This window comes from Variovorax sp. F042 (assembly GCF_057814215.1).
Genome location: NZ_JBVASX010000005.1, coordinates 1 through 24,468, shown reverse-complemented (window position 1 = coordinate 24,468; position 24,468 = coordinate 1). Strand labels below are relative to the sequence as shown.

At 66.9% G+C, this 24,468-nt stretch carries 28 protein-coding genes; 17 read left to right on the top strand and 11 right to left on the bottom strand.

Annotation, left to right across the window (positions count from 1 at the left end):
* Positions 1-57 precede the first annotated feature (57 nt).
* Genes ACZYSP_RS17855 through ACZYSP_RS17835 form a run of 5 tightly spaced genes read right to left on the bottom strand, consistent with a single transcriptional unit; the run spans position 58 to position 5,731 of the window.
* Positions 58-1,098, bottom strand: coding sequence for a branched-chain amino acid ABC transporter permease (locus ACZYSP_RS17855; RefSeq protein ID WP_093079547.1), 1,041 nt, complete (start codon positions 1,096-1,098; stop codon positions 58-60).
* A gap of 22 nt (positions 1,099-1,120) precedes the next feature.
* Entirely contained in the window at positions 1,121-2,266 is a 1,146-nt protein-coding gene (locus ACZYSP_RS17850; protein WP_093079544.1) for an ABC transporter substrate-binding protein, read from the bottom strand.
* Between the two features lie 55 nt (positions 2,267-2,321).
* Positions 2,322-3,086 carry an SDR family NAD(P)-dependent oxidoreductase gene (locus tag ACZYSP_RS17845; RefSeq protein ID WP_093057615.1) on the bottom strand — a complete coding sequence of 255 codons (765 nt, stop codon included), beginning with the start codon at positions 3,084-3,086 and terminating at the stop codon, positions 2,322-2,324.
* A gap of 21 nt (positions 3,087-3,107) precedes the next feature.
* A complete protein-coding gene (locus ACZYSP_RS17840; protein WP_097198064.1) occupies positions 3,108-4,961 on the bottom strand; it encodes a feruloyl-CoA synthase in 1,854 nt (617 codons plus the stop codon).
* The gene (locus ACZYSP_RS17835; RefSeq protein WP_093057617.1) at positions 4,958-5,731 is read right to left on the bottom strand and encodes a crotonase/enoyl-CoA hydratase family protein; all 774 of its coding nucleotides are present in this window, start codon (positions 5,729-5,731) and stop codon (positions 4,958-4,960) included. Before ACZYSP_RS17835 ends, ACZYSP_RS17840 begins: the two co-directional genes overlap by 4 nt.
* Before the next feature lie 104 nt (positions 5,732-5,835).
* On the opposite strand from ACZYSP_RS17835, the gene ACZYSP_RS17830 reads away from it, so the two are divergent.
* Complete coding sequence (locus tag ACZYSP_RS17830; RefSeq protein ID WP_093177541.1) at positions 5,836-6,702, top strand: amidohydrolase family protein; 867 nt, start codon at positions 5,836-5,838, stop codon at positions 6,700-6,702.
* A 12-nt stretch (positions 6,703-6,714) separates the two neighbouring features.
* On the opposite strand, the gene kefC is transcribed toward ACZYSP_RS17830, so the two are convergent.
* Together kefC and kefF are read right to left on the bottom strand one after the other, a co-directional pair.
* Entirely contained in the window at positions 6,715-8,580 is a 1,866-nt protein-coding gene (gene kefC / locus ACZYSP_RS17825; protein WP_093057619.1) for a glutathione-regulated potassium-efflux system protein KefC, read from the bottom strand.
* Between the two features lie 2 nt (positions 8,581-8,582).
* Positions 8,583-9,332, bottom strand: a complete 750-nt coding sequence (kefF, locus tag ACZYSP_RS17820; protein ID WP_307617067.1) for a glutathione-regulated potassium-efflux system oxidoreductase KefF — start codon at positions 9,330-9,332, stop codon at positions 8,583-8,585.
* Positions 9,333-9,424: 92 nt separating this feature from the next.
* On the opposite strand from kefF, the gene ACZYSP_RS17815 reads away from it, so the two are divergent.
* Positions 9,425-10,045, top strand: a complete 621-nt coding sequence (locus ACZYSP_RS17815) for a nucleotide-binding protein (RefSeq protein WP_489015631.1) — start codon at positions 9,425-9,427, stop codon at positions 10,043-10,045.
* Between the two features lie 78 nt (positions 10,046-10,123).
* Entirely contained in the window at positions 10,124-10,594 is a 471-nt protein-coding gene (locus ACZYSP_RS17810; protein ID WP_093057622.1) for a MaoC family dehydratase, read from the top strand.
* Positions 10,595-10,621: 27 nt separating this feature from the next.
* Here the strand turns inward: ACZYSP_RS17810 and ACZYSP_RS17805 are convergent, their stop codons facing one another.
* The 3 genes from ACZYSP_RS17805 to ACZYSP_RS17795 all read right to left on the bottom strand — a co-directional run bounded on the left by ACZYSP_RS17805 (position 10,622) and on the right by ACZYSP_RS17795 (position 12,281).
* On the bottom strand, positions 10,622-10,918 hold the full coding sequence (locus ACZYSP_RS17805) for a DUF4148 domain-containing protein (protein ID WP_489015628.1): 297 nt from the start codon (positions 10,916-10,918) through the stop codon (positions 10,622-10,624).
* 126 nt (positions 10,919-11,044) lie between these two features.
* Complete coding sequence (gene trmL, locus ACZYSP_RS17800) at positions 11,045-11,506, bottom strand: tRNA (uridine(34)/cytosine(34)/5-carboxymethylaminomethyluridine(34)-2'-O)-methyltransferase TrmL (protein ID WP_093057648.1); 462 nt, start codon at positions 11,504-11,506, stop codon at positions 11,045-11,047.
* 31 nt (positions 11,507-11,537) lie between these two features.
* Positions 11,538-12,281, bottom strand: a complete 744-nt coding sequence (locus ACZYSP_RS17795) for a phosphoribosyltransferase family protein (RefSeq protein ID WP_489015627.1) — start codon at positions 12,279-12,281, stop codon at positions 11,538-11,540.
* A 23-nt stretch (positions 12,282-12,304) separates the two neighbouring features.
* Between ACZYSP_RS17795 and ACZYSP_RS17790 the strand changes: the two genes are divergently transcribed.
* The 8 genes from ACZYSP_RS17790 to ACZYSP_RS17755 all read left to right on the top strand — a co-directional run bounded on the left by ACZYSP_RS17790 (position 12,305) and on the right by ACZYSP_RS17755 (position 18,842).
* Positions 12,305-13,219 carry a class I SAM-dependent methyltransferase gene (locus ACZYSP_RS17790; RefSeq protein WP_093177548.1) on the top strand — a complete coding sequence of 305 codons (915 nt, stop codon included), beginning with the start codon at positions 12,305-12,307 and terminating at the stop codon, positions 13,217-13,219.
* 236 nt (positions 13,220-13,455) lie between these two features.
* Positions 13,456-13,932 (top strand): DUF2244 domain-containing protein, encoded by a 477-nt coding sequence (locus tag ACZYSP_RS17785; protein WP_093057649.1) that lies wholly within the window; start codon positions 13,456-13,458, stop codon positions 13,930-13,932.
* Positions 13,933-13,993: 61 nt separating this feature from the next.
* Entirely contained in the window at positions 13,994-15,172 is a 1,179-nt protein-coding gene (gene coxB, locus ACZYSP_RS17780; protein WP_093079525.1) for a cytochrome c oxidase subunit II, read from the top strand.
* 46 nt (positions 15,173-15,218) lie between these two features.
* A complete protein-coding gene (gene ctaD / locus ACZYSP_RS17775; RefSeq protein WP_093057627.1) occupies positions 15,219-16,859 on the top strand; it encodes a cytochrome c oxidase subunit I in 1,641 nt (546 codons plus the stop codon).
* A 27-nt stretch (positions 16,860-16,886) separates the two neighbouring features.
* On the top strand, positions 16,887-17,000 hold the full coding sequence (locus ACZYSP_RS17770) for a cytochrome oxidase small assembly protein (RefSeq protein ID WP_019656111.1): 114 nt from the start codon (positions 16,887-16,889) through the stop codon (positions 16,998-17,000).
* A 33-nt stretch (positions 17,001-17,033) separates the two neighbouring features.
* On the top strand, positions 17,034-17,660 hold the full coding sequence (locus tag ACZYSP_RS17765) for a cytochrome c oxidase assembly protein (protein WP_489015623.1): 627 nt from the start codon (positions 17,034-17,036) through the stop codon (positions 17,658-17,660).
* A complete protein-coding gene (locus ACZYSP_RS17760; RefSeq protein WP_093079520.1) occupies positions 17,657-17,887 on the top strand; it encodes a DUF2970 domain-containing protein in 231 nt (76 codons plus the stop codon). Before ACZYSP_RS17765 ends, ACZYSP_RS17760 begins: the two co-directional genes overlap by 4 nt.
* Before the next feature lie 73 nt (positions 17,888-17,960).
* Complete coding sequence (locus tag ACZYSP_RS17755; RefSeq protein WP_093057630.1) at positions 17,961-18,842, top strand: cytochrome c oxidase subunit 3; 882 nt, start codon at positions 17,961-17,963, stop codon at positions 18,840-18,842.
* A 77-nt stretch (positions 18,843-18,919) separates the two neighbouring features.
* Here the strand turns inward: ACZYSP_RS17755 and ACZYSP_RS17750 are convergent, their stop codons facing one another.
* Positions 18,920-19,150 (bottom strand): twin transmembrane helix small protein, encoded by a 231-nt coding sequence (locus tag ACZYSP_RS17750; RefSeq protein ID WP_093057631.1) that lies wholly within the window; start codon positions 19,148-19,150, stop codon positions 18,920-18,922.
* Positions 19,151-19,177: 27 nt separating this feature from the next.
* Here ACZYSP_RS17750 and ACZYSP_RS17745 point away from each other — a divergent pair, with 27 nt between their 5' ends.
* The 6 genes from ACZYSP_RS17745 to ACZYSP_RS17720 are packed head-to-tail and all read left to right on the top strand — an operon-like array spanning position 19,178 to position 24,305.
* Positions 19,178-20,029: an SURF1 family protein gene (locus ACZYSP_RS17745; RefSeq protein WP_489015620.1), complete on the top strand. Its 852-nt coding sequence runs from the start codon at positions 19,178-19,180 to the stop codon at positions 20,027-20,029.
* Positions 20,016-20,696, top strand: a complete 681-nt coding sequence (locus ACZYSP_RS17740; RefSeq protein ID WP_093057633.1) for a hypothetical protein — start codon at positions 20,016-20,018, stop codon at positions 20,694-20,696. The genes ACZYSP_RS17745 and ACZYSP_RS17740 overlap by 14 nt, the downstream gene beginning before the upstream one ends.
* An 8-nt stretch (positions 20,697-20,704) precedes the next feature.
* A complete protein-coding gene (locus tag ACZYSP_RS17735; RefSeq protein WP_489015618.1) occupies positions 20,705-21,937 on the top strand; it encodes a COX15/CtaA family protein in 1,233 nt (410 codons plus the stop codon).
* A complete protein-coding gene (cyoE, locus tag ACZYSP_RS17730; protein WP_093057635.1) occupies positions 21,934-22,839 on the top strand; it encodes a heme o synthase in 906 nt (301 codons plus the stop codon). The genes ACZYSP_RS17735 and cyoE overlap by 4 nt, the downstream gene beginning before the upstream one ends.
* A 10-nt stretch (positions 22,840-22,849) precedes the next feature.
* Positions 22,850-23,467 (top strand): SCO family protein, encoded by a 618-nt coding sequence (locus ACZYSP_RS17725; protein WP_093057636.1) that lies wholly within the window; start codon positions 22,850-22,852, stop codon positions 23,465-23,467.
* A 16-nt stretch (positions 23,468-23,483) separates the two neighbouring features.
* Positions 23,484-24,305 (top strand): DNA alkylation repair protein, encoded by an 822-nt coding sequence (locus ACZYSP_RS17720; RefSeq protein WP_093057637.1) that lies wholly within the window; start codon positions 23,484-23,486, stop codon positions 24,303-24,305.
* Positions 24,306-24,468 lie beyond the last annotated feature (163 nt).

The window sequence follows — 24,468 nt, the reverse complement described above, 5'->3', positions numbered from 1 at the left end:
CCGGTGAGGGGGAAGGAGAAGCGACACGAAGTGCGCGAAGCCTGGGGGAGTTTCATTTCAATGCTCCTCGTCCGAATGGCCGCTGGTCAGCGAGCGCCACAGCAATACAGGCAGGATGATGGTGAACACGATCACTTCCTTGAACGAGCTGGCCCAGAACGAGCCGAAGGCCTCGATGACGCCCACAGCCAGTGCGCCAAGCAACGCCCCTGGATAGCTGGCGAGACCGCCGATCACACCAGCCACGAAGCCCTTCAGGCCGATGAGAAAACCCGAGTCGTAGAACACCGTGGTGGTCGGCCCGATCAGCAGGCCCGAGAGGGCACCGATCAGCGCCGCCATCGCGAAGGTGAGCTGCCCGGCCGCCTGCGTCGAGATGCCCATCAGCCGAGCGCCCAGCCGGTTCACCGCCGTGGCCCGCAGCGCCTTGCCGTACAGGCTGCGCTCGAAGAACAGCCACAGCAGCACGATCAGCGCGGCCGATACGCCGAAGATGATCAGCGCCTGCCCGCTCACGTTGAGCGGCCCGAGCGCCATGCGCTCGTCCCAGAACGGCGGATTGCGAAAGCCCTCCGCGCCGAAGAACAGCAGGCCCAGCCCGGTCATCGCAAAGTGCACGCCCACCGAGACGATCAGCAGCACCAGCGAACTCGCGCCCGCCAACGACTGATACGCCACGCGATACACCAGGGGCCCGAAGGCCGTGACGATGAACACCGTGAGCAGGGCCTGCACGCCGATCGGCAGGTTGCGCGGGCCGGCCCAGGCCGACACCGCGCAAATGATGGCGGGGAGGGCGAATGTGCGCAGCGCCGCCTTCAGCCCGCTCGCCGCGCTGCCGCTGTGGCGCCAGGTGGTGGCCAGGTCCATCAGCGCGGCGACGCCGGCCAATATGAGCAGCAGCCACACCGTGCCCGGCGTCTTGCCCGTCTGGAAGATCGCCAGCGTCAGCGCGCCGTACGCCACGAATTCGCCCTGCGGGATGAAGATGACGCGGGTCACCGTGAAGACGAGCACGATGCCCATGCCCAGCAGGGCATAGATCGCGCCATTGGTGAGTCCGTCCAGCGTCAGGATGCTGGCGATTGAAAGATCCATGGCGTGCGGTCGTGGCGAAGGATTACTGTTCGACCTTGAAGGCGCCGTTCACCACCTTGAGCATCACGCCGGTCTCGGTCGTGTAGCCCCAGTGGTCTTGCGCGGTCCAGTTGAGCACGCCGTGCGCGAGCACCGTGCGGCCCATGCTTTCGAGCGCGTCGCGCAGCGCGGCGCGGAACTCCGGCGTGCCGGGCTTGGCCTTCTTGAGCGCGACCGGCACGGCCTTCTCGAGCACAGTGAGCGCATCGGCCGAATGGCCGGCGAACTGGTTGCGCGAGCCGGGGCCGTAGACCTTTTCGTAGCCCTGCACGAAGGCGACCGCGGCGGCCTTCGACGGGTGGCTGTCGGGCAGTTGCTCCGCCACGGTGGCGGGGCCCGACACCACGAAGGTGCCCTCGGCGTCCTTGCCGGCGGTGCGCATCAGGTCTTGCGTGGCGGCGGCGTGCGTCTGGTAGACCTTGCCTTTGTAGCCGCGCTCCATCACTGCTTTTTGCGGCATGCCGGCGCCGCTGCCCGAGGCCACGATCAGGATCGCATCGGGGTTGGCGGACGTGAGCTTCAGCACCTGGCCGGTCACGCTGGTGTCGGCGCGCGCGAAGCGCTCGGTGGCGACGATCTTGATGCCGTTCTTCGCCGCTTCTGCGGTCAGCGCCTTCAGCCACAGCTCGCCGTAGGCGTCGGTGTAGCCGAGGAAGCCGACCGTCTTCACGTTCTGCTTCTTCATGTGCGCGACCACCGCGAAGGCCATCACGTCGTTCGACTGCGGCAGGCGGAAGAACCATTTGTCCTTGCCCGGCGGCAGGCCGGCGGGCGCGGTGGAGATCTGCGGCGTGCCCGCTTCGGCCGTCACGTCGGCCATCGGGATGGCGACCGGCGTGGCGCTGGAGCCGACGATGACGTCGGCCTTGTCTTCGGTGACGAGGCGCTGCGCGTCTTTCACGCCGGTGGTCGGGTCGGTGGCATCGTCGAGCACGACGACCTTCAGCGTTTCGCCCGCGATGGTCTTGGGCCAGATCATGATGCCGTTCTTCACCGGAATACCCAGGCCCGAGGCGGGGCCCGTGAGCGGCTGCACCACGCCGATGGTGATGTCGGCATGGGCCATGCCGACCATGCCGGTGGCCATGAGCGCCAGCATGGCGGCGAGGGTGGTCTTCTTGAAGGTCATCGATGTCTCCTGATACGTTGTGAGGCGAGAACTTGGGAACGCGAAAAGGTGCGGCTCAGCGCGGCGCCATGCGCAGTGCGCCGTCGAGGCGGATCACTTCGCCGTTGAGGTGCCCGTTGGTGACGATGTGGCAGGCCAGCTCGGCGAACTCCGAGGGCTTGCCCAGGCGCGGGGGGAAGGGAATGGATGCTGCCAGCGAGTGCTGCACCGCCTCGGGCAGCTCCAGCAGCAGCGGCGTGGCGAACAGGCCAGGCGCCACGGTGCACACGCGAATGGCGTGCTGCGCAAGGTCGCGCGCCATCGGCAGCGTCATGCCGACCAGGCCGCCCTTGGAGGCGCTGTAGGCCTGCTGGCCCACCTGGCCGTCGAAGGCGGCGACCGAGGCGGTGAAGAGCATCACGCCCTTTTCGCCGTTGTCGAGCGCATCGAGCTTCGCGCAGCGCGCGGCGAACAGGCGCGCCATGTTGTAGCCGCCGATCAGGTTGATGTTGACCACGCGCACGAAGTCTTCGAGCGGCGCGGGATTGCCGTCCTTGCCGACGATGCGTTTGGCGCTGCCGATGCCGGCCACGTTCATCAGGATGCGCGCGGTGCCGTGCGCGGCCTCGGCCTTGTCGAGCGCGGCGTTCACGCTGTCGGTGTCGGTGATGTCGCAGACGCAGGCGACGCCGCCGATTTCGGCGGCCACCTTTTCAGCGAGCGCGGCATTGCGGTCGAGCACTGCGACCTTGGCGCCCAGGCGTGCGAGTTCGCGTGCGGTGGCTTCGCCGAGGCCCGATGCGCCGCCGGTGACGAGGGCGGCTTGTCCTTCGATCTTCATTCTTGTGTCTCCTGGATGGGGTTAGCGGGGCTTGACGGTGAAGGGCAGGGTGCCGTCGTGCATTGCATCGGCCAGCGCGGCGCGATGCTTGAGCACGGAGCGCTGGTTGATGGAGCCCTTGTCGGTCACTTCGCCCTTGTCGATGGACGGCGGCTCTGCCATCAGGTGCAGCCGTGCGATGCGGTTGGCACTGCCGGTGGCGCTCGCGGCCAGCGTGTCGGCGACCTGCTGGAAGTGCGCCTGCACCGGTGCGCTCTCGAGCACCTGCTGCATGGTGGCGTCGGGGGCCAGGCCGGCGAGCTGCCGCACCTTCTGCGTAGGGAAGATCAGCGCGCCGACTTCCTTCAGGTTGATGCCGGTCAGCACCGCGTCCTGCACGTATGGCGCGCCGGCCGCGATGATCTTCGCGCGCATCGGGCCCACGCTCACGAAGGTTCCGGTGGCGAGCTTGAAGTCTTCAGCGATGCGGCCGTCGAAGCGCAGGCCGCGGTGGATGTTGCCGTCGTCTATCCACTTCACGGCGTCGCCGGTGGAGAAGAAGCCTTCGTCGTCGAAAGCCTCGGCCGTGGCATCGGGCGCGCGCCAGTAGCCGGGCGTGATGTTGGGGCCGCGGTAGCGCACCTCGGTCTTGCCGTCGACGTCGATCAGCTTGAGCTCGATGCCGGGTGCCGGCAGGCCCACGTCGCCCGACTTCACGTCGGGGCCGGTCACGTAGAGCGCGAAGGGGCCGGATTCGGTCATGCCGAGGCCGGTGCCCATGACGATGCGCTCGCCGACTTCCGACTCCTGCGTCTTGTGCAGGCTGTCCCACACGGGCTGCGACAGCGCGGCGCCCGAGTAGAAGAACATCTTCACGCGCGACAGCAGGTTGCGGCGCAGCACCGCGTCGGTTTCCATGGCGTGCGCGATGGCCTCGAAGCCGGTGGGCACGTTGAAGTAGATGGTGGGCGCGATCTCGCGCAGGTTGCGCAGCGTCTCGGCCATGCCGCCGGGCGTGGGCTTGCCGTCGTCGACGTAGAGCGTGCCGCCGTTGTCCAGCACGATGCCCACGTTGTGGTTGCCGCCGAAGGTGTGGTTCCAGGGAAGCCAGTCGACCAGCACCGGCGGCTCTTCGCCCAGCGCTGGAATCGACTGGCGCAGTTGCTGCTGGTTGGCGCACCACATGCGGTGCGTGTTGATCACGGCCTTGGGCATCTTGGTGGAGCCCGAGGTGAAGAGGAACTTGGTGATGGTGTCGGGGCCGGTCGACTGCATGACCGCGTCGATGGCCGGCGTGGCGAGTGTCGAGGCCAGAGCGTCGAGCGAGGTGGTGGCGCGGCCTTCGAGCTGGCCTTCTGCAATGACGACTTCGGTTTCGGCGGGAACGACGGCTGCGATGGCGCGGCCGTAGCGCGCGGCATCGGTGGCGAACACGAGGCCCGGCGTCAGCGTGTCGAACACGTGGCGCAGCTTCTCGAAGTCCTGGCTCACGAGCGAGTAGGGCGGCGACACGGGGCAGTAGGGCACGCCAGCGTAGAGGCAGCCGAGTGCGAGCAGCGCGTGATCGATGCCGTTCTCGCTGAGGATGGCCACAGGGCGCTCGGCATTCAGGCCGCGGTTCAACAGGGCTTGTCCGATACCGCGGGCCTTCTGCAGCGCCTCCGCGTAGCTCACGCGGATCCAGTCGCCGGTGCTGCCGTCGGCCAGCCGTTCGCGGCGGGCGATGAAGGTGCGATCGGGCGTCTGTTCGGCCCAGTGCGCGAGGCGGTCGGTCATGCGCTCGCGGTAGGTTTCGAGCTGCGTCTCGGCGGTCAGGTACTGCGTGCCCGGTGCGCCGTCGCGCAGCACGGCGCGCGTCACGCCGAAGGCCAGGGGGCGGTATCGGATGGCGGTCATGTCTTGCTCACCTTCGCGCCCCGGCCTTCGAGGAAGTCGCGCACGCGTTCCTTGGCTTCGGGGGCGGCCTGTGCGATGCCGGCCATCAGCGCTTCGGTGAAGAAGCCGTGGTCGGCCGACTGTTCTGCAATGCGCGGCAGTGCGTGCATCAGCGCGTAGTTGGTCAGCGGCGCGTTGGTGGCGATGCGCTTGGCGAGTTCGAAGGCCTTGTCGAAGGCCGTGCCTTCGTCGACCAGGTACTGCGCGAAGTTGGCGCGCTCGCCGTCCTCGGCGTTGTAGACGCGGCCGGTCATCATCATGTCGGTCATGCGAGCCACGCCGATCAGCTTGGGAATGCGCACCGAGCCGCCGCCGCCCACGAAGATGCCGCGCGAGCCTTCGGGCAATGCGTAGAAGGTGCTGCGATCGGCCACGCGGATGTGGCAGGCGCTGGCCAGTTCGAGCCCGCCGCCGACCACCGCGCCGTGCAGCGCCGCTACTACCGGCACCGGGCCATGCTGGATGAGATCGAGCGCCGCGTGCCACATGCGCGAGTGCTGCAGGCCCTGGCCGGCGTCGCGCTCTTTCAGCTCGCTCAGGTCGAGGCCGGCGCAGAAATGCGGGCCTTCGCCGTCGATCACCGCGGCGCGCACCGTGGAAGGCAATTTCTCGAAGGTGTCGCGCAGCGCGAGGATCAGGCCGTCGGACAACGCATTGCGCTTGGTGCCGCGCGTCAGGCGAACGATGGCGACTTCGTCGCGGAGCTCGATGTGAAGGTCTGGATTGGTCATGATGGTGTTCGGGGTTGCGTTGGATTATGGTTATGAGAAATAATCAATTCAAGGCATTTGGACCTGCCCGATGCTAGGGACTTACCCGTACTGGAGACAAACACATGGACCACCAGAACCTGATCGCGATCGACATCCACACCCACGCCGAGGTGAGCTGCTGGAACCCTTTCGACAACTACGGCGAGGAATACGACCGCGCCGCCGACAAGTACTTCGGCTCCAGCGGCCGGCCCACCATTGCGGAGAGCGTGGCGTACTACCGTGAAAGAAAGATCGGCCTGGTGATGTTCATGGTCGACGCCGAATCGAACATGGGCCGCCGCCGCATCCCGAACGAGGAGATCGCCGAGGCCGCGCAGAAGAACAGCGACATCATGATCGCCTTCGGCAGCATCGATCCGCACAAGGGAAAGATGGGCGCACGCGAGGCGCGCCGGCTCATCGAAGAGCACGGCGTGAAGGGCTTCAAGTTTCACCCGACGGTTCAGGGCTACCACCCCTACGACAAGATGGCCTGGCCCATCTACGAAGTGATTGCCGAGTACGGCCTGCCGGCCATCTTCCACACCGGCCACAGCGGCATCGGCTCGGGCATGCGCTGCGGCGGCGGGCTGCGGCTCGAATACAGCAACCCGATGCACCTGGACGACGTGGCCATCGACTTCCCCGACATGCAGATCGTGATGGCGCACCCCAGCTTCCCCTGGCAGGACGAGGCGCTGAGCGTGGCCACGCACAAGCCGAACGTGTGGATCGACCTGTCGGGCTGGAGCCCCAAGTACTTTCCGAAGCAGCTGGTGCAGTACGCCAACACGCTGCTGAAAGATCGCATCCTGTTCGGCAGCGACTACCCGCTGATCACGCCCGACCGTTGGATGCGTGACTTCGAGGCGGCGGGGTTCAAGCCCGAGGTGATGCCGGGCATCCTGAAGGGCAATGCGGTCAGGCTGCTGAAGCTGGCGGCCTGACGGCGGCGGTCGCTACGCGTCCGCTTCTTCCTTCGGCGCGGTTTCCTCGCCGTCCAGCCGGTCCCAGTCGCGCCCCGAGCGGCGCTGCCGCTCCTCGCGCTCGCGCGCCATCTGCTCCTCGAACTGCTGCCGGCCAGCCTTGTTGGCGGCGATCAGCTTGGCGCGGTCCTTGTAGTGAGGATAGATCTCGTCGCTGAGCTTGATGTTCCGGCGGCGGAAGCGCATGGTCGATTCGCGCGCTTCATGCGCCGGCCAGCCCAGCGCTTCGAGCGTCGCACGGGCGCTGCGCAGCGACGATTCGAACACCTCGCGCTCGACCTCCGTCACGCCGCGGTCGCGCAGCTGGAACAGGTGCGTCACGTTGCGCGCCCGCGCGATGATGCGGGCCTGCGGAAAGTTCTCCTTCACGAGATCGACGATCTCCAGCGACTGCTCGATGTCGTCCACCGCCACCACGATGGCTTTTGCCGTGCCGGCTCCCGCGGTGCGCAGCAGGTCGAGCCGGGTGGCGTCGCCGTAGAACACGCGAAAGCCGAACTGGCGCAGGCCTTCGACAGTGTCGGCGTCGTGGTCGAGCACCGTCACGCGCAGGCCCTGCGACATCAGCATGCGCCCGACGATCTGGCCGTAGCGGCCGAAGCCGCAGATCAGCACCTTGGCGTCCTGCTGCTCCGAAATTTCTTCGAGCTGTGGGCCCTGATTGCGGCTGTAGCGCGGCAGCACGAACTTGTCGAGCAGCACCAGCAGCAGCGGCGACAGCAGCATCGACAGCGCCACTGCGCCGATCAGCAGCGATGTGATCTCGGGCGGCAGCACATCGGGCCCCGCGGCCTGGAACACCACGAATGCGAACTCGCCGCCCTGCGCGAGCAACAGCGTGAACACGGGCCGCTCCTGGTAGGCGATGCCCATCGCCTTGGCGAGCGAATAGATCACCACCAGCTTGATGACCATGAAGCCGACCACCAGCATCGCCATGACCCACGGGCTCGCGATCAGCACGCCGAAGTTGATCGACATGCCCACGGCAATGAAGAACAGGCCCAGCAGCAGGCCCTTGAAGGGCTCGATGTCGGTTTCGAGCTCGCGCCGGTATTCGCTTTCTGCCAGCAGCACGCCGGCGAGAAAGGCGCCGAGCGCCATCGACAGGCCCACCAGCTGCATCAGCGCCGCGATGGCCACCACCAGCAAGAGGGCGGCGGCGGTGAAGATCTCGGGTGTGTCGCTGCGCGCGATCCAGCGCAGGATGGGGCGCAGCAGCAGCCGGCCGCCGAGGATGATGCCGCCGATCACGCCGAGGATCTTCGCGGCTTCCAGCGCCCGCTCCAGCCCGGTGATCGACTGTTCGGCCGCGGTGGCGCCGGCAAGCAGCGGCAGCAGCGCGAGGATGGGGATGGCCGCCACGTCCTGGAACAGCAGGATCGAGAAGCCGGCCTGCCCGCTGGGCGTTTTCAGCAGGTTGCGCTCGCCGAACACCTGCAGCGCGATGGCGGTGGACGACAGCGCCAGGCCCAGCGCGGCCACCAGTGCCACGCGCCATTCGGCGCCCACGGCCCAGCCCACCGCGAACAGCACCACGGCGCAGCTCAGCACCTGCGCTGCGCCCCAGCCGAAGATGGGACGGCGCAGGCTCCACAGGCGCTTGGGTTCGAGTTCGAGGCCCACGAGAAACAGCATCAGCACCACGCCGAACTCGGCGAAATGCAGCACGTCTTCGACGCTGGACACGAGCCCCAGCCCCCAGGGACCGATGGCGATGCCGGCCACGAGGTAGCCGATGATCGAGCCGAGGCCCAGGGCCTTCGAAAGCGGCACCACCAGCACGGCGGCGCCAAGATAGATAAGGCTGCTGGTCAGCCAGGCGGGTGCGTGTTCCATGCTCAGGCCGCCTTCTTGCCGTGGTTGTCTGCGGAGGCGTTCGCAAGGCCGTGGGTCACGGCGGCATGGAAGGCGCTGGCCGCCGCCTTGTCGAGCTCATCGACCTCGGCCGGCCGGTCGCTCTCGGGCACGGGGCAGGCCACGCAGGCGTCGATCTCCTCGATCTCGGGCCAGTCGGGGTAGCTGCCCAGGCGCTGGGCGAAGGTTTCGACATGCGACTTCACATCCGCCTCGCTGGCGCTGCGCGCGCCGTAGAAGATCAGCGGCGGCAGAAAGCGCATGCCGCACAGCGCAGCGGTCTGCTCGTAGGGCGGCAGGAAGGCGTCGAAAAAGTAGCGGTGGTAGTTCTGCGGGTGGTAGCTCGCTTCGGGGCTGCCCGTGGTGGCGACCAGCCACAAGTCCTTGCCCTGCAGGGCCGTGCCGCCGGGACCATAGGCCCAGCCGTAGCTGAGCACGTCGTCGACCCAGAGCTTCTGCAGCGCAGGCATCGAGTACCACTGGATCGGGTGCACCAGCACCACGAGGCTGGCCTGGGCGAGCCGGGCCTGCTCGGCCTCGACGTCGATGGCGAAGTCGGGGTAGCTGCCGTAGAGGTCGTTCACGTCGACGCCGGGCACGGCGCGCGCGGCGGCGAGCATGCGGCGGTTGACTCGGGAGTCGCGCCAGTGCGGGTGCGCCGCCAGCACGTAGATGCCGCTGGAATTGCCGCCGGAGCTGTCGGCGGGATTTCCCATGGATGTTGTTGTCGTCATCCCGCGAACATATCTCAGTCAGGGCCGATGCGTCGGGCAAAAACGCGCCAGCGACTACCATTCCAGCTGTCCCAGTTCTGGAGGAGAGCTTTATGCCGGTGGTTCTGGTCGCCAATCCCAAGGGTGGGGTCGGCAAGTCGACGATCGCGACGAATGTTGCGGGCTATTTCGCAAGCCGTGGTCATGCCGTGATGCTGGGCGACGTGGATCGCCAGCAGTCTTCGCGGCTCTGGCTGGGCCTGCGCCCGCCGCTGGCCCGGCCCATCGCCACTTGGGAGGCCACGGGCGAGAGCACGGTGGTGCGGCCGCCGCGCGGCACCACGCACGCGGTGCTCGACACGCCGGCCGGCCTGCACGGCTGGCGCTTCAAGGAGGTGCTGGCGCTGGCCGACCGCGTGATCGTGCCGCTGCAGCCGAGCATCTTCGACATCTACGCGACACGCGATTTCCTCGACCGGCTGCAGGAGAACCGCCGCGCCGAGAAAACGAAGATCGGCCTTGTTGGCATGCGCGTGAACGCCCGCACGGTGGCGGCCGACCGGCTCCACGAGTTCATCGCCGGGCTCGGCGTGCCGGTGATCGGCGAGCTGCGCGACACGCAGAACTACGTGCAGCTCGCGGCGCGCGGGCTCACGCTGTTCGACATCGCTCCCGGCCGTGTGCAGCGCGACCTGGAGCAGTGGCAGCCGATCTGCGAATGGCTCGACGCCTGAGCCGCCAGCCTGCTCCCGGTTTTCCCTGAGCCCGGTTGTCGCCCGCCCGACAGCCGTGCGGGCGCCCCAGACGCCAGAATGCCTCGCATGACAAAAAAGACATTCCAGACCCTTCAGGATCTCGCTGCCTGCGTCGGCCAGGAAGTCGCCGTGAGCGACTGGATCACCATCACGCAGGAGCAGGTCAACCAGTTCGCCGAGGCGACGGGCGACCACCAGTGGATCCATGTCGACATCGAGCGAGCCAAGGCCGGCCCCTTCGGCGGGCCGATTGCCCACGGTTTCCTGACGTTGTCGCTGCTGCCGCGCTTCTACGAAACGGCACTCGACGTGGTCGAGTCGCGCATGGGCGTGAACTACGGCTTGAACAAGGTGCGCTTCATGTCGCCGGTGCCGGTGGGCAAGCGCCTGCGGGCTCGCATGAAGCTGCTGACCTCCGAGGCGATTGCCAACGATGGCTTCCAGATGACCTGGGAAACCACCATCGAGCTCGAAGGCGCCGCCAAGCCGGCCTGCGTGGCCGAGTCGGTGGTGCGCCGCTACCGCTGAGGAAGCGGCGGCCCTCCCTCTTTCTTCTTACATCCGGCGGCCGGTCACTTCGCCGTAGGCCGCGGCGCCCTGGCGGGTGATGCTCCGCGCGTTGGCGCGCACCGCGTTGCGGTCGACGTTGCCGCTCCTGGCCTGCTGCACGCCGGTGCCGCCGTTGCTGATCTGCAGCGGCTGGCGTGCTTCGGCCTGCACTTGCGCGCGCGACAGCGTCGACTGGAAAGGCGCGGGCGGCAGTGGGTTCTGTTCACCCTGGAAGGCCTGGGCGCCGCTGGCGAGGGCGAGCGTGGCGAAGGCGGAAAAGGCAATCGACTTGATGGCATTCATGGCAAGACTCCTTGGGGCAAGGCGGTGGATGGACCAGATGCCGAGTCGCTTTTGCGGCCGGCATGTCTTCCATACGGCGCGTCTTGCCGATCGGATGTGCCCCTGATGTTCGAAGGGGCGACCGCTTCAGCCGAAGCCGTTCTGCCGCCAGGCCTCGAACACCGTCACGGCCACCGCATTCGAGAGGTTCAGGCTGCGCTGCCCTTCGCGCATCGGCAGCCGCAAGCGCTGCGGCTCGGCGAAGCTGTCGCGCACGGCGGGCGGCAGGCCGCTGGTCTCCGAGCCGAACACCAGCCAGTCGCCGGGCTGGAAGCGCACGTCGTGCACGGCCCGCGTGCCGCGCGTGGTGAGGGCGAACATGCGATCGGCGGCAGGCTGCTCGGCGGCGAGCAGGGCCTGCCAGTCGGCATGGCGCTTGACCTCGGCGTACTCGTGATAGTCGAGCCCGGCGCGGCGCAGCAGGCGGTCGTCCATCGAAAAGCCCAGCGGCTCGACCAGGTGCAGCGTGCAGCCGGTGTTGGCTGCGAGCCGGATCACGTTGCCGGTGTTCGGCGGGATTTCGGGGTGGACCAGGACGATATGGAACATGCGCCCATTGTCGGCGCGCCGCATCGAAGGCTCAGCGCGGCGGATCGGTCCGGGCCAGCACGACGGCGGTGATGTGGGCCGCACCAGCCAGCCGCAGCACCTCGGCGGCCGTGAACAGCGAGGCGCCGCTGGTCATCACGTCGTCGACCAGCACGAGGCGCCGGCCGCGCAGCTTTTCGGCGCGCATCGGCTCCACCGCGAAGGCGCCGCGCAGGTTGCGTAATCGGTCGGCGCGCGAAAGGCCGCTCTGGGCGGGCGTCTCGCGGGTGCGCAGGAGCAGGGTGGCGTCAGTCTTGGAAGGTGCCAGCCGCCGTGCCAGTTCGTGCGCCTGGTTGAAGCCGCGTTCGCGCAGCCGGCCGGGTGCCAGCGGCATCGGCAGCACGGCGTCGCAGGCCTCCAGAGCCGGCTCTACCCAGGGCGCGCTGCGCAGCAGCGTGGCGAACGGCCCGGCCCAGCCTGCCTCGCCACGGAACTTGAAGGCTGCGATGGCGTCCGGCCACGGCCACGCGTAGGTGCAGGCCGCGAGGCAGGTGTCCAGCGGCGGCGGGTGCTTCACGCAATCGCCGCAGCGGCTCACGCCTTCGGGCACGGGCAGGGCGCAGCTGCCGCATCGCGCGGTGGGCGGTGCGAAGCGGGCCACGCAGGCATCGCACACCGGGCGCGAAGGCCAGGCGCGGCAGACCGCGCACTGGCTGGGCAGCCGCGCAAGCAGCGAAGTGAAGGCCCCGAGAGGCCTGAAAGGCAGGAAAGGCCACAGGGCCCGATGGCTGAGCATTGCCTCAATATACTCACGGCCCCATGGCCACCGACCCCTCACGACGACCGCCGACCATCGATGCCACGGCGGCGGCCCGCTGGCGCCGGCTTGCGCCGGCCGACGGCTCCCCCTGGCTGCACGAGGAAATCGGCCGCCGCATGGAAGACCGGCTGCAATGGATCAAGGCCCAGCCCCGCACCTGGGCCGACTGGGCGCCGCTGCGCAGCGGCCTCGAGGCGCACGAGCTCGTCGCTCGCCGCTACAAGGACGCCGCTTCTTTCGTGATCGAACCCGAGCCCGGGCTGGCCGCCGCAACCGGCCAGGCGCTGAGCGCGCCGTGGTGGAGCGCGCGCCGCTGGCAGGCTGGCAAGGCGCGCTTCGACGCACCGCCCGAAGACGGCGTCGACCTGCTCTGGGCCAACATGTCGCTGCACATGGCGGCCGACCCCGAAGCGCTCATTTCGCACTGGCACAAGCTGGTGGCGACAGACGGCTTTCTCATGTTCTCCTGCCTCGGGCCCGATACGGTGCGAGAGCTGCGCGCACTGCATGCCCGCCTCGGCTGGCCGGCCGCGGGTCATGAGTTCACCGACATGCACGACTGGGGTGACATGCTGGTGCACGCCGGCTTTGCCGAACCCGTGATGGACATGGAGCGCATCGTGCTGACCTGGGCCACGCCCGAGGCGGCGCTGGCCGAGCTGCGCACGCTGGGCCGCAACCTGCACCCGGCGCGCTTTGCGGCGCTGCGCGGCAAGGCCTGGCACCAGTCATTGAAGAAGGCGCTACCCGAGCTCGCGCCGGCCGAAGAAGGAGGCGGGCGCATCGCGCTGACCTTCGAGGTCATCTACGGCCACGCGTTCAAGCCGGCGCCGCGCGTGTCGTTGTCGGCCGAAAGCGCGGTGTCGCTGCGCGAGATGCGCTCGATGCTGCAACGGGGGCGTCCGGGCGCTTGATCGCCCGTTCGATCGCCTGTTGATCGTGCGGCAAAAACGCATGGCGCACGAGCCGTTTTTTGCCTACTAGTAGTGACCCGTAGGCGTCCCATAGGGCACTCGGGCGCAGATATCTACCCGCTACAATCCGCCGTTGCGTGAAACTCGCGGGTATTGTCCCGCGATCGAGGGGTGTCGAATCCTGTTTGTACGAGGGGTTTGGCGACCGTCGACGCACCGATTTGCTGAACTCGCCCGTGTCGAATTCCGTGTTTCGATTTGCCACCGTTTCAGGCCAGAGCATCCACTGGTTCCTGAAGCGGAATTGCTCGGTGACGCCGAGCCAGCTGGGCTGGCTCTACGCCTCGCTGTGCGTGGTATCGCTCGGCATCGGCACCCTGTTCTGGCTGCACGGTGCGCCGCTGGTACTGCCTTTCGCCTGGCTCGAACTGGCCGCTGTCGGATTTGCGTTCATGGTCTATGCACGGCATGCGACCGACGGCGAAAAGATCGCGCTGCAGGAAGGGCGGCTCGTCGTGGAGCTCGAGAACGGCGGGCACTACGAACGCACGGAATTTCTTCCGCACCAGGTGCGGATCGAACCCCAGACCGGCGATCGCTCGCTGATCGAGGTCTCGGGGCAGGGTCGATCGGTCAGGGTGGGGCGCTATGTACGCCCGGAGTTGCGTGCGGCGTTGGCCCGCGAGATTCGCATGGCGTTGCGTGGCGCCTGAGGGGGCTCGCGCAGTGCTGCACGGTTGGGTTTGTCGAAAAAATTGAAGAAACGTGAACACGATGAAGAGCATTTGGCGCAATAAGTACAGGCCGGCGAATCTGTTGCTGGCGGCCGGCGCGGCTTTCAGCAGCGCGGCGCACGCAGTCAACGATCTGCCCGGCGGCCCCTCGGTGCGCCAGTTGAATCTTCCGGTCGGCGTGACCAAGATCGCGCAGGAGCAGCATCTGCTCCACACGATCATGATGATCCTGTGCACGGTCATCTTCGTCGCCGTGTTCGCGGTCATGTTCTATTCGATCTGGAAGCACCGCAAGTCGGTCGGCCACAAGGCGGCCAACTTCCATGAATCGGTGGTGGTCGAGGTCATCTGGACCATCGTGCCCTTCCTCATCGTGATCGTGATGGCGCTGCCCGCCACCAAGGTGCTGGTGGCCCAGAAGGACACCACCAACGCCGACCTCACGATCAAGACCACGGGCTACCAGTGGAAGTGGGGCTACGACTACCTGAACGGCGAAGGCGAGGGCCTGGCCTTCATCTCCACGCTCGACAGCTCGCAGCGCGCCATGTCCGACGCAGGCGCCAAGGGCGCGATGCCCGACGACTACCTGCTCAAGGTCGACAACCCGCTGGTGGTGCCGGTCAACAAGAAGATCCGCATCATCACCACCGCGAACGACGTGATCCACGCCTTCGCCGTGCCGCAGCTGGGCCTCAAGCAGGACGCGATCCCCGGCTTCGTGCGCGACACCTGGTTCCGCGCCGAGACCGTGGGCGACTACTACGGCCAGTGCCAGGAACTGTGCGGCAAGGAACACGCCTACATGCCGATCCACGTGAAGGTGGTCTCGTCGGCCGACTACACGACCTGGGTGGCAGCCAAGCGCAAGGAAGCCGCCGCCAAGCTCGACGACCCGACCAAGGTCTGGGCGCTGCCCGACATGCTGGTGCGCGGCGAGAAGGTCTACGCCGCCAACTGCGCCGCCTGCCACCAGGCCAACGGCAAGGGCGCTGGCCCGATCAAGCCGCTCGACGGCTCCCCGAAGGTGACCGACGCCGATCACAAGATCCAGCTGACGGTGCTGCTCACCGGCCAGAACAACGGCGCGATGCCCTCCTGGAAGCAGCTGAGCGATACCGATCTCGCGGCAGTGGCCACGTACACCAAGAACAGCTGGTCGAACAAGACGGGCCAGCTGGTGCAGCCGGCCGAAGTGCTGGCCCTGCGCGCCAAGTGATGCGGCAGCAGCGCCCCGCGACGAAGAAATTGCAAGGAACAACGAAATGAGTGCAGTCCTCGACCCCCACGGTCACGCAGTCCCCGGCGACCACGCACACGACGAGCATCACGATCACCACGCGCCCACCGGCTGGCGCCGCTGGGTGTTCGCGACCAACCACAAGGACATCGGCACGCTCTACCTGCTGTTCAGCTTCACGATGCTGATGGTGGGCGGCGTGCTCGCGCTGCTGATCCGCGCCGAGCTGTTCCAGCCCGGCCTGCAGCTGGTGAACCCCGAGCTGTTCAACCAGTTCACCACCATGCACGGCCTGATCATGGTGTTCGGCGCCATCATGCCGGCCTTCGTGGGCTTCGCGAACTGGATGATTCCGCTGCAGGTGGGCGCCTCCGACATGGCGTTCGCGCGCATGAACAACTTCAGCTTCTGGCTGCTGATCCCGGCGGCGCTGATGCTGGTGGGCTCGTTCTTCATGCCCGGCGGCGCACCCGCTGCCGGCTGGACGCTGTACGCGCCGCTCACGCTGCAGATGGGCCCCTCGATGGACGCCGGCATCTTCGCGATGCACATCATGGGCGCCTCGTCGATCATGGGTTCGATCAACATCATCGTCACCATCCTCAACATGCGCGCCCCCGGCATGACGCTGATGAAGATGCCGATGTTCTGCTGGACCTGGCTCATCACCGCCTACCTGCTGATTGCCGTGATGCCCGTGCTTGCCGGCGCCATTACGATGACGCTGACCGACCGCCACTTCGGCACCAGCTTCTTCAACCCCGCAGGCGGCGGCGACCCGGTGATGTACCAGCACATCTTCTGGTTCTTCGGCCACCCCGAGGTCTACATCATGATCTTGCCGGCCTTCGGCATCATCAGCCAGGTGGTGCCGGCCTTTGCCCGCAAGCGCCTGTTCGGCTACGCCTCGATGGTGTACGCCACCTCGTCGATCGCCATCCTGTCGTTCATCGTGTGGGCGCACCACATGTTCACGACCGGCATGCCGCTCACCGGCCAGCTGTTCTTCATGTACGCGACCATGCTGATCGCGGTGCCCACGGCCGTGAAGATCTTCAACTGGATCGCGACCATGTGGCAGGGCTCGATGACCTTCGAGACGCCCATGCTGTTCGCGGTCGGCTTCATCTTCGTGTTCACGATGGGCGGCTTCACCGGCCTGATCCTGGCCGTTGCGCCGATCGACACGCAACTGCAGGACACCTACTACGTGGTGGCCCACTTCCACTACGTGCTGGTGGCCGGCTCGCTGTTCGCCATGTTCTCGGGCTTCTACTACTGGGTGCCCAAGTGGACTGGCGTGATGTACAACGAAACGCGCGGCAAGGTGCACTTCTGGTGGTCGCTGATCTCGTTCAACGTGACCTTCTTCCCGATGCACTTCCTGGGCCTGGCCGGCATGCCGCGACGCTATGCCGACTACCCGATGCAGTTCGCCGATTTCAACGCCGTGGCGTCGGTCGGTGCCTTCTTCTTCGGCTTCGCTCAGGTGTACTTCTTCCTCTTCATCGTGCTGCCCACCATGCGCGGCAAGGGCGAGAAGGCCACGCAAAAGCCGTGGGAAGGCGCCGAAGGCCTCGAATGGGAAGTGCCTTCGCCGGCACCGTTCCATACCTTCGAGAACCCGCCCAAGCTCGACGCGACCGCCACCAAGGTGATCGGCTGATCACCCGGTGACTGAATCGAAAGCACGATGACACCCGAACAGAAAAGGAACAACCGTCGCATGGGGCTCACGCTGGCTTCCATCGCGGTGGTGTTCTTCATCGGCTTCATCGTTCGCATGGTCTGGTTCAGCGGCCGCTGAACCGCCACCCACGCAACGAACGGGAGCACACGCATGAGCCTCGGTCCACGCATCCGCCGCGCCAATGCCCGCATGGTCGGCAAGCTGGCCGTCGTGGCCTGCGGCATGTTCGCGTTCGGCTATGCGCTGGTGCCGATGTACCGCGCCATCTGCGAGATGACCGGCATCAACATCCTCGCGCTCTCCGAGCTCGAGGTGCCGGGCGGTGCCAGCGGCGGCAAGAACGTGCGCGTGCCCGACAACACGCAGGTCGACATGACTCGCACCATCACGGTCGAGTTCGACTCCAACGTGCGCGGCGGCCTCTGGGACTTCAAGCCCGCGGAGCGGACCATCCAGGTGCACCCGGGCCAGCTCAACACGGTGATGTACGAGTTCCAGAACGTGCAGAACCGCCGCATGGCTGCGCAGGCCATTCCGAGCTACGCGCCGCAGCAGGCTGCGCCGTACTTCAACAAGCTCGAGTGCTTCTGCTTCAACCAGTACACGCTCGATCCGGGCGAGAAGAAGCAGTGGCCGGTCGCGTTCGTGATCGACCCCAAGATTTCCAAAGACGTGAAGACCATCACGCTGTCGTACACCTTCTTCGAAGTGGGCGGCAAGACACCCGCGGCGCCTGTGGCGGCCGTTTCGAACACCGCCAATGAGCCGCGCTCGTGACCGATCCGCAGAACCAGCCGGGGCCCCGGCCGAAGGCTTCGCTGTGGGACACAGTGAAGGCGGTGGGCTGGTCGTTCTTCGGTGTGCGCAAGAACAGCGCCTACCAGGAAGACCTGGGCAAGCTGAACCCGCTGCACATCATCGCGGTGGCGTTCGTGGCCGTGATCGTCTTCGTGGTCGCGCTGGTGCTGCTGGTGCGCCATGTGGTCGCATCGGCCGCAGCCTGACTGACGAAAAAGCATTCCGCGACAGCAAGCAGAATCCATTGAATCGAGAGAAGAAAGAAAGCCAGGAGCTGATATGAGTTCAACCACCCACGGCACCACGCCCTACTACTTCGTGCCCGGACCGTCGGCCTATCCGGTCTCGGCCGCGATCGGCCTGTTCTTCGTGATCCTGGGCGCCGCGCAATGGATCAATGGCCACGAGTGGGGCGCGTGGTCCCTGCTGGCGGGCATGGTGATCTGGCTCGGCACGCTCTTCGTGTGGTTCCGCACCGCCATCGGCGAAAGCGAGAGCGGCCAGTACGGTCACAAGGTCGACCTCTCGTTCCGCTGGAGCATGAGCTGGTTCATCTTCTCGGAAGTGATGTTCTTCGGCGCGTTCTTCACCGCGCTGTGGTGGGCCCGCACCCATTCGCTGCCCGCGCTCGGCAGCCTGGACAACGCGATCCTCTGGCCCGACTTCAAGGCTGTGTGGCCCAGCGTCGCCGCAGGCGCGACCGCTTCGCCGGCCGGCATCGTCGAGCCCTTCCAGACCGTCGGCCCGTTCTGGCTGCCTACGATCAACACCGCGCTGCTGCTGAGCTCGGGCGTGACGCTCACCATTGCCCACCATGCGCTGCGTGCCGGCCACCGTGCACAAACGATCCGCTTCATGTGGCTCACCGTGCTGCTCGGCATGATCTTCCTGGGCGTGCAGGGCTACGAGTACCACCACCTGTACACCGAACTGAACCTCAAGCTCAGCTCGGGCACCTACGGTTCGACTTTCTTCATGTTGACGGGCTTCCACGGCCTGCACGTGTTCATCGGCATGCTGATGCTGCTGTTCATCACGCTGCGCCTGCGCAAGGGCCACTTCACGCCGGAGCGCCACTTCGGCTTCGAAGGCGCGGCCTGGTACTGGCACTTCGTGGACGTGGTCTGGCTCGGCCTCTACATGCTGGTCTATTGGCTTTGAGCGAAGAACCTCGCGGCATTCCACGAAAAAGGCGCCGTAAGGCGCCTTTTTCGTGGTTCTCATGGAACGAGCACCATCTACTTGCCGAGCGGGAGTCCGGTGGGCTGGATGTAGCCGAGTTTCCAGGCGAGCAGCATGCAGAGGAACAAAAACACCGACAGGCCGATCCGAAAGGTGAGCGCTCGCGCCATGCCGCCGCTCTTGGCGCGCCCGTTGCGCCCGTCCTTCAGCATGAAGTACAGGGCGAACGCGAGGCTCGCGAAGATGCCCAGGAACACCAGGGCGACGAAATATTTCATGACCCGCATTATCGGCCGCACGCCCCGTTCTCTCCAGTGACCCCTGAACCCTTGTATTCCGAAGACCGGCGCCGCCCGGGCCGTTTCTGGCTGATCACCATCGCCGCCGTGCTGACCGTGGCGGCCACCGTTTCGCTAGGCCGCTGGCAGCTCTCGCGCGCCGCGCAGAAGGAAGCGCTGCAGGCCGACATCGACGCCCAGAAGCTCAAGCCGGCGCTGACCCAGGCCGAATTCCTGGCGCTGGAGAAAGCCTCCGACTCGCTGCACCGTCCGGTGCGCCTGCGCGGGCTCTGGCTGCCAACGCAGACCGTGTACCTCGACAACCGCCAGATGCACGGCACGCCCGGCTTCTACGTGCTGACGCCCTTCGCCCTCGAAGGCACCGAGCAGGCGGTGATGGTGCAGCGCGGCTGGATCCAGCGCAATTTCGTCGATCGCACGCAGCTGGGTGCGGTCGAGACGCCAGCCGGCATCGTCGAGGTCACGGGCCTGATCGAGCCGCCGCCGAGCCATCTGCTGGAGCTGGGCACGTCCGCACCGGCGCCCGTGCCCGCCGCCTCTGCGCCCGCCACGGCAGCCTCCGCGCCGGCCGCCCCGGCACCGGCCGCCGAAGGGTATTCGCCCATCCGGCAAAATCTCGACCTGGAGGCCTTCCGTGCCGAGACCAAACTGCCGCTGCGCACCGACGTGTCGCTGCAGCAGAGCGGACCGGCTTCCGAGGGCCTGCAGCGCGACTGGCCGGCCCCGGCGCTGGGCCTGGAGAGGCACTACGGTTACGCATTCCAGTGGTTCGGCCTGTCGGCCCTCGTCGTCATCCTCTATGTCTGGTTCCAATTCATCACACCCTTCCGCCGCTCAAGGCGCCGCGCACGCGATGGCCGCTTCTGACGAGCCGCTGGGCCTGACGGTGCATTCGATGCCGTCGCCCAACCAGGCGCTCGACGGTGCGGAGGGCCGGCGCACGGTCGTCGGGCGCTGGAAGATGATCGCCGTGATGCTGATGTGCGCGGCGCCGGTCATTGCCTCGTACTTCACCTACTACGTGATCCGGCCCGAAGGCCGCAGCGTCTATGGCGAGCTGATCGATCCGCAGCACGAGCTGCCGAAGCTGATCGCCACCGACCGCAACGGCGCTCCGGTCGACTTCGCCACGCTCAAGGGCCAATGGCTGCTGGTGGCCGTGGCCGATGCCGCCTGCGACGCGCTGTGCGAGCAGCAGCTCTACCTGCAACGGCAACTGCGCGAAAGCCTGGGCCGCGAGAAAGACCGCATGGACCGCGTCTGGCTCGTGAGCGACGCCGCTCCCGTGCCTGAGCGCCTGAACAACGGCCTGCACGGCGCCACCGTGCTGCGCGTGCCGGCCGACCAACTGGCCAAGTGGCTCGCGCCTGTGCAGGGCCACTCGCTGGCCGAACACCTGTACGTGGTCGACCCGATGGGTAACTGGATGATGCGTTTCCCTGCCCGCATGGACGCCGCCGGCGCCGGCCGCGCCAAGCGCGACCTAGACCGCCTGCTGCGCGCCTCGGCGTCGTGGGACGAACCGGGCCGCTGAAACCTCGCATGGACACGAGCTCGCTCTACGATCTGAAGCCCATCGCCTGGCTCATGGCCGCCGGCGTGCTGATCGCGCTCGGCCCGCTGGTGTGGGTGTGGCGCCGCAACGCGGGCGCAGGCCCGGCGCGGCGGCTGCATGCGCTGACCGTGCTCACGCTGTTCCTCACTTTCGATCTCACGCTGTTCGGCGCCTTCACGCGGCTCACCGATTCGGGCCTGGGCTGCCCCGACTGGCCCGGCTGCTACGGCAATGCCAGCCCGGCCGGCGCGCGCCACGAGATCGCGATGGCGCAAGCCGCACAGCCGACCGGCCCGGTGACGCACAGCAAGGCCTGGGTCGAGATGGTTCACCGCTACCTGGCAACGGGTGTCGGCGTGCTGATCCTAGTGCTGGCCCTGGCGACCTGGCTGGTGCGCTGGTGGCCTTCCATTGGGCCCAAGGCCGGCAACGCGCCGCAGCCTCCGCCTGCCATCGCGCAAGTTGTGCTGAATCCTTGGTGGCCGACGGCGACGCTCGTTGGCGTGAGCTTGCAAGGTGCATTCGGCGCGCTCACCGTCACCTGGAAATTGTTCCCGGCCATCGTCACCACGCATTTGATGGGCGCCATCGTGCTGCTGGCGCTACTGTGCATCCAAGCGGTGCGCTACCAGCAGAGCGCGGCGCAGCGACTGCCCACGCCCGTGTCGCCCGCACTGCGCAACGGCCTGATCGCGACTACTGTGCTGCTGGTGCTGCAGATCGCGCTCGGCGGCTGGGTCAGCACCAACTACGCGGTGCTGGCCTGCACGCAGTTCCCGACCTGCCAGGACAGCTGGTGGCCAGCCATGAATTTCGCGCAGGGCTTCGAGATCTGGCGCCATCTCGGCGTGACCGGCGAAGGCCAGCCGCTCGATTTTTCCGCGCTCACCGCGATTCACTACGCGCATCGGCTGATGGCCTATGCCGTGTTCGTCGCGCTCGGCGTGCTGGCATGGCGCCTGCGCCGCATCGAGACACTCCGCCCGCAGGCGCGATGGCTCGCGGGCCTGGCGCTGCTTCAGCTGGCCACGGGCCTTGGCAACGTGCTGCTCGGCTGGCCGTTGGCCGCGGCCGTGCTTCATACCGGCGGCGCCGCAGCGCTGGCCGTGGTGCTCACCTGGGCCCTGTGCGAGAGCCGGCGCGAGCTGGCGGCGCAGACTGCGCGCGCCAGTGACAATGCACCAGGTCACAACAACAATCAAAGGAAGGCCGCCGCGTGAGCACCCCGATCCCCGTTCAGCAAACCAGTACCGCGAATGTGCTGCGCCAGTTCTACGCGCTGACCAAGCCGCGCGTGGTGCAGCTGATCGTGTTCTGCGCGCTGATCGGCATGGTGCTGGCCGTGCCCGGCCTGCCTTCGTGGGCCGATGTGCAGCGCGCCGTGCTGGCCTGCATCGGCATCTGGCTGGTGGCGGGTGCAGCGGCGGCGTTCAACTGCCTGGTCGAGAAGGGCATCGACGCCAAGATGAAGCGCACCGCCTGGCGCCCCACGGCGCGCGGGCAGCTCAGCGATCTGCAGGCGCTGATTTTCTCGGCGCTGCTGTGCGCTGCCGGCTCGGTGCTGCTGTGGTTCACGGTCAATCCGCTCACCATGTGGCTGACCTTTGCCACCTTCGTCGGCTACGCGGTGATCTACACCGTGATCCTCAAGCCGCTGACGCCGCAGAACATCGTGATCGGCGGTGCGTCGGGCGCGATGCCGCCGGTGCTGGGCTGGGCCGCGATGACGGGCGACGTGGGGCCCGAGGCGCTGATTCTTTTCCTCATCATCTTCCTGTGGACGCCGCCGCACTTCTGGGCGCTGGCGCTCTACCGCGTCGAGGACTACCGCAAGGCCGGCCTGCCGATGCTGCCCGTCACGCACGGCAACGAGTTCACGCGGCTGCAGGTGCTGCTCTACACCTTCATTTTGTTCGCGGCCTGCCTGATGCCCTTCATCTACGGCATGAGCGGCTGGCTGTACCTGGCGGTTGCCGTTGCCGTGAGCATCGGCTTCACCGGTTATGCGTTTGCGCTGTGGCGCAACTACTCCGACACGCTGGCGCGCAAGACCTTCCGCTTTTCGCTGATCCACCTGAGCGTGCTGTTCCTGGCGCTGCTCGTCGATCACTACATTCACTGACCACGTTTCCATGAACAAGCGCAACGCTCTTCGACTGATTGCCGCGGGCGCCGGCTGGGTGGGCGTGACCGCCACCCTCGGCCTGGGCCTCTCGGCCTGCAGCGAGACCAAGCAAAGCTTCACTGCGGTCGACATCACCGGTGCCGACTACGCCAAGGACTTCTCGCTGAAGGACGCGGACGGCAAGGTCCGCACCATGGCCGACTTCAAGGGCAAGGTGGTCGTGCTGTTCTTCGGCTATGCGCAATGCCCCGACGTCTGCCCGACCACGATGACCGAGATGGCGCAGGTCAAGCAGCAACTCGGCAAGGACGGCGACAAGCTGCAGGTGCTGTTCGTCACGGTCGACCCCGCGCGGGACACGGCCGAGGTGCTCAAGGCCTACATGGGCGCGTTCGACCCGAGTTTCGTCGCGCTGATCCCGACGGCCGACGAGCTGGTCGCGCTCGCGAAGGACTACAAGGTCTACTACAAGAAGGTCGACGGCAAGACGCCGACCAGCTATTCGATGGACCACTCGGCCGCCAGCTACGTCTACGACACGCAGGGCCGGCTGCGGCTCTACGCGCGCTACGGCGCGGGCGTGCCGTCGATGGTGTCCGACCTGAAGACGCTGCTGGCTTCCTGAGAAGGGCTCCGGGCACATGGACGCCGGCTCGGTCGAGCACCTGAAAGGGCGCAAGGGGGCCTTCCGTATCGCGCTGATCCCGCCCGAGGTGCTGGGCGCCCTCAACGACGGGCTGCTCGAAACCGTCAACCTCAACGAATTCATGGCGCTGGAGCTGCCCCGGCTGGCGCGCAGCGTGGCGGGGCACATCGGTCTCGATGCGCAGAGCGAACGGCTGGCAGACACGATCGCGATGCTGAGCGCCTTCAAGCCGATGCAGCGGCACGGGCACATCGCGCGTGCGCTCTACGACCTGACGGCGCTGCATGGCGAGCGCGATGCCGTCGCCCACCGGCTGGCCACGCACGCAAGCGACGTGGCCCGCTGCTGGGCTGCGCAGTGGGTCACGCTCTCGGGCCTGCCGCTGCCGGCGCAGCTGGAGGCGGTGCGCCGCTTCGCCGCCGACTCGCATTTCGGCGTGCGGGAAATCGCATGGATGGCGGTGCGCGACGCGGTCATCGAGTCGCTCGACGAAGCGTTCGCACTGCTGCAGCCGTGGGTGCTTGACGCCGACCCCAACATCCGCCGCTTTGCCAGCGAGCTCACGCGTCCGCGCGGCGTGTGGTGCGCGCAGATCGATGCGCTGAAGACCGAGCCGTGGCGCGCGCTGCCGCTGATCGAACCACTGCGCGCCGACCCCAGCCGCTATGTGCAGAACTCGGTGGCGAACTGGCTCAACGACGCGAGCAAGAGCCAGGGCGAGTGGGTCGACAAGCTCTGCGCGCGGTGGGTGGCGGAGTCGGACACGGCCGAAACCCGCTACATCGCCAAGCGGGCGATGCGGACGCTTTCCAAATGAAAAAAGCCCGGAGATACGGGGCTTTTTCCTTGGAGGTGACCCGTCCTGACCTGGGTTGACACCTTTTCCCTCAGAAAAGGCGAGTCAATGGAATCAGGCATCAAACGCACGCAGCGGGACTACACGCTGGCTTTTAAGCTGTCGGTGGTCGATCAGGTAGAAA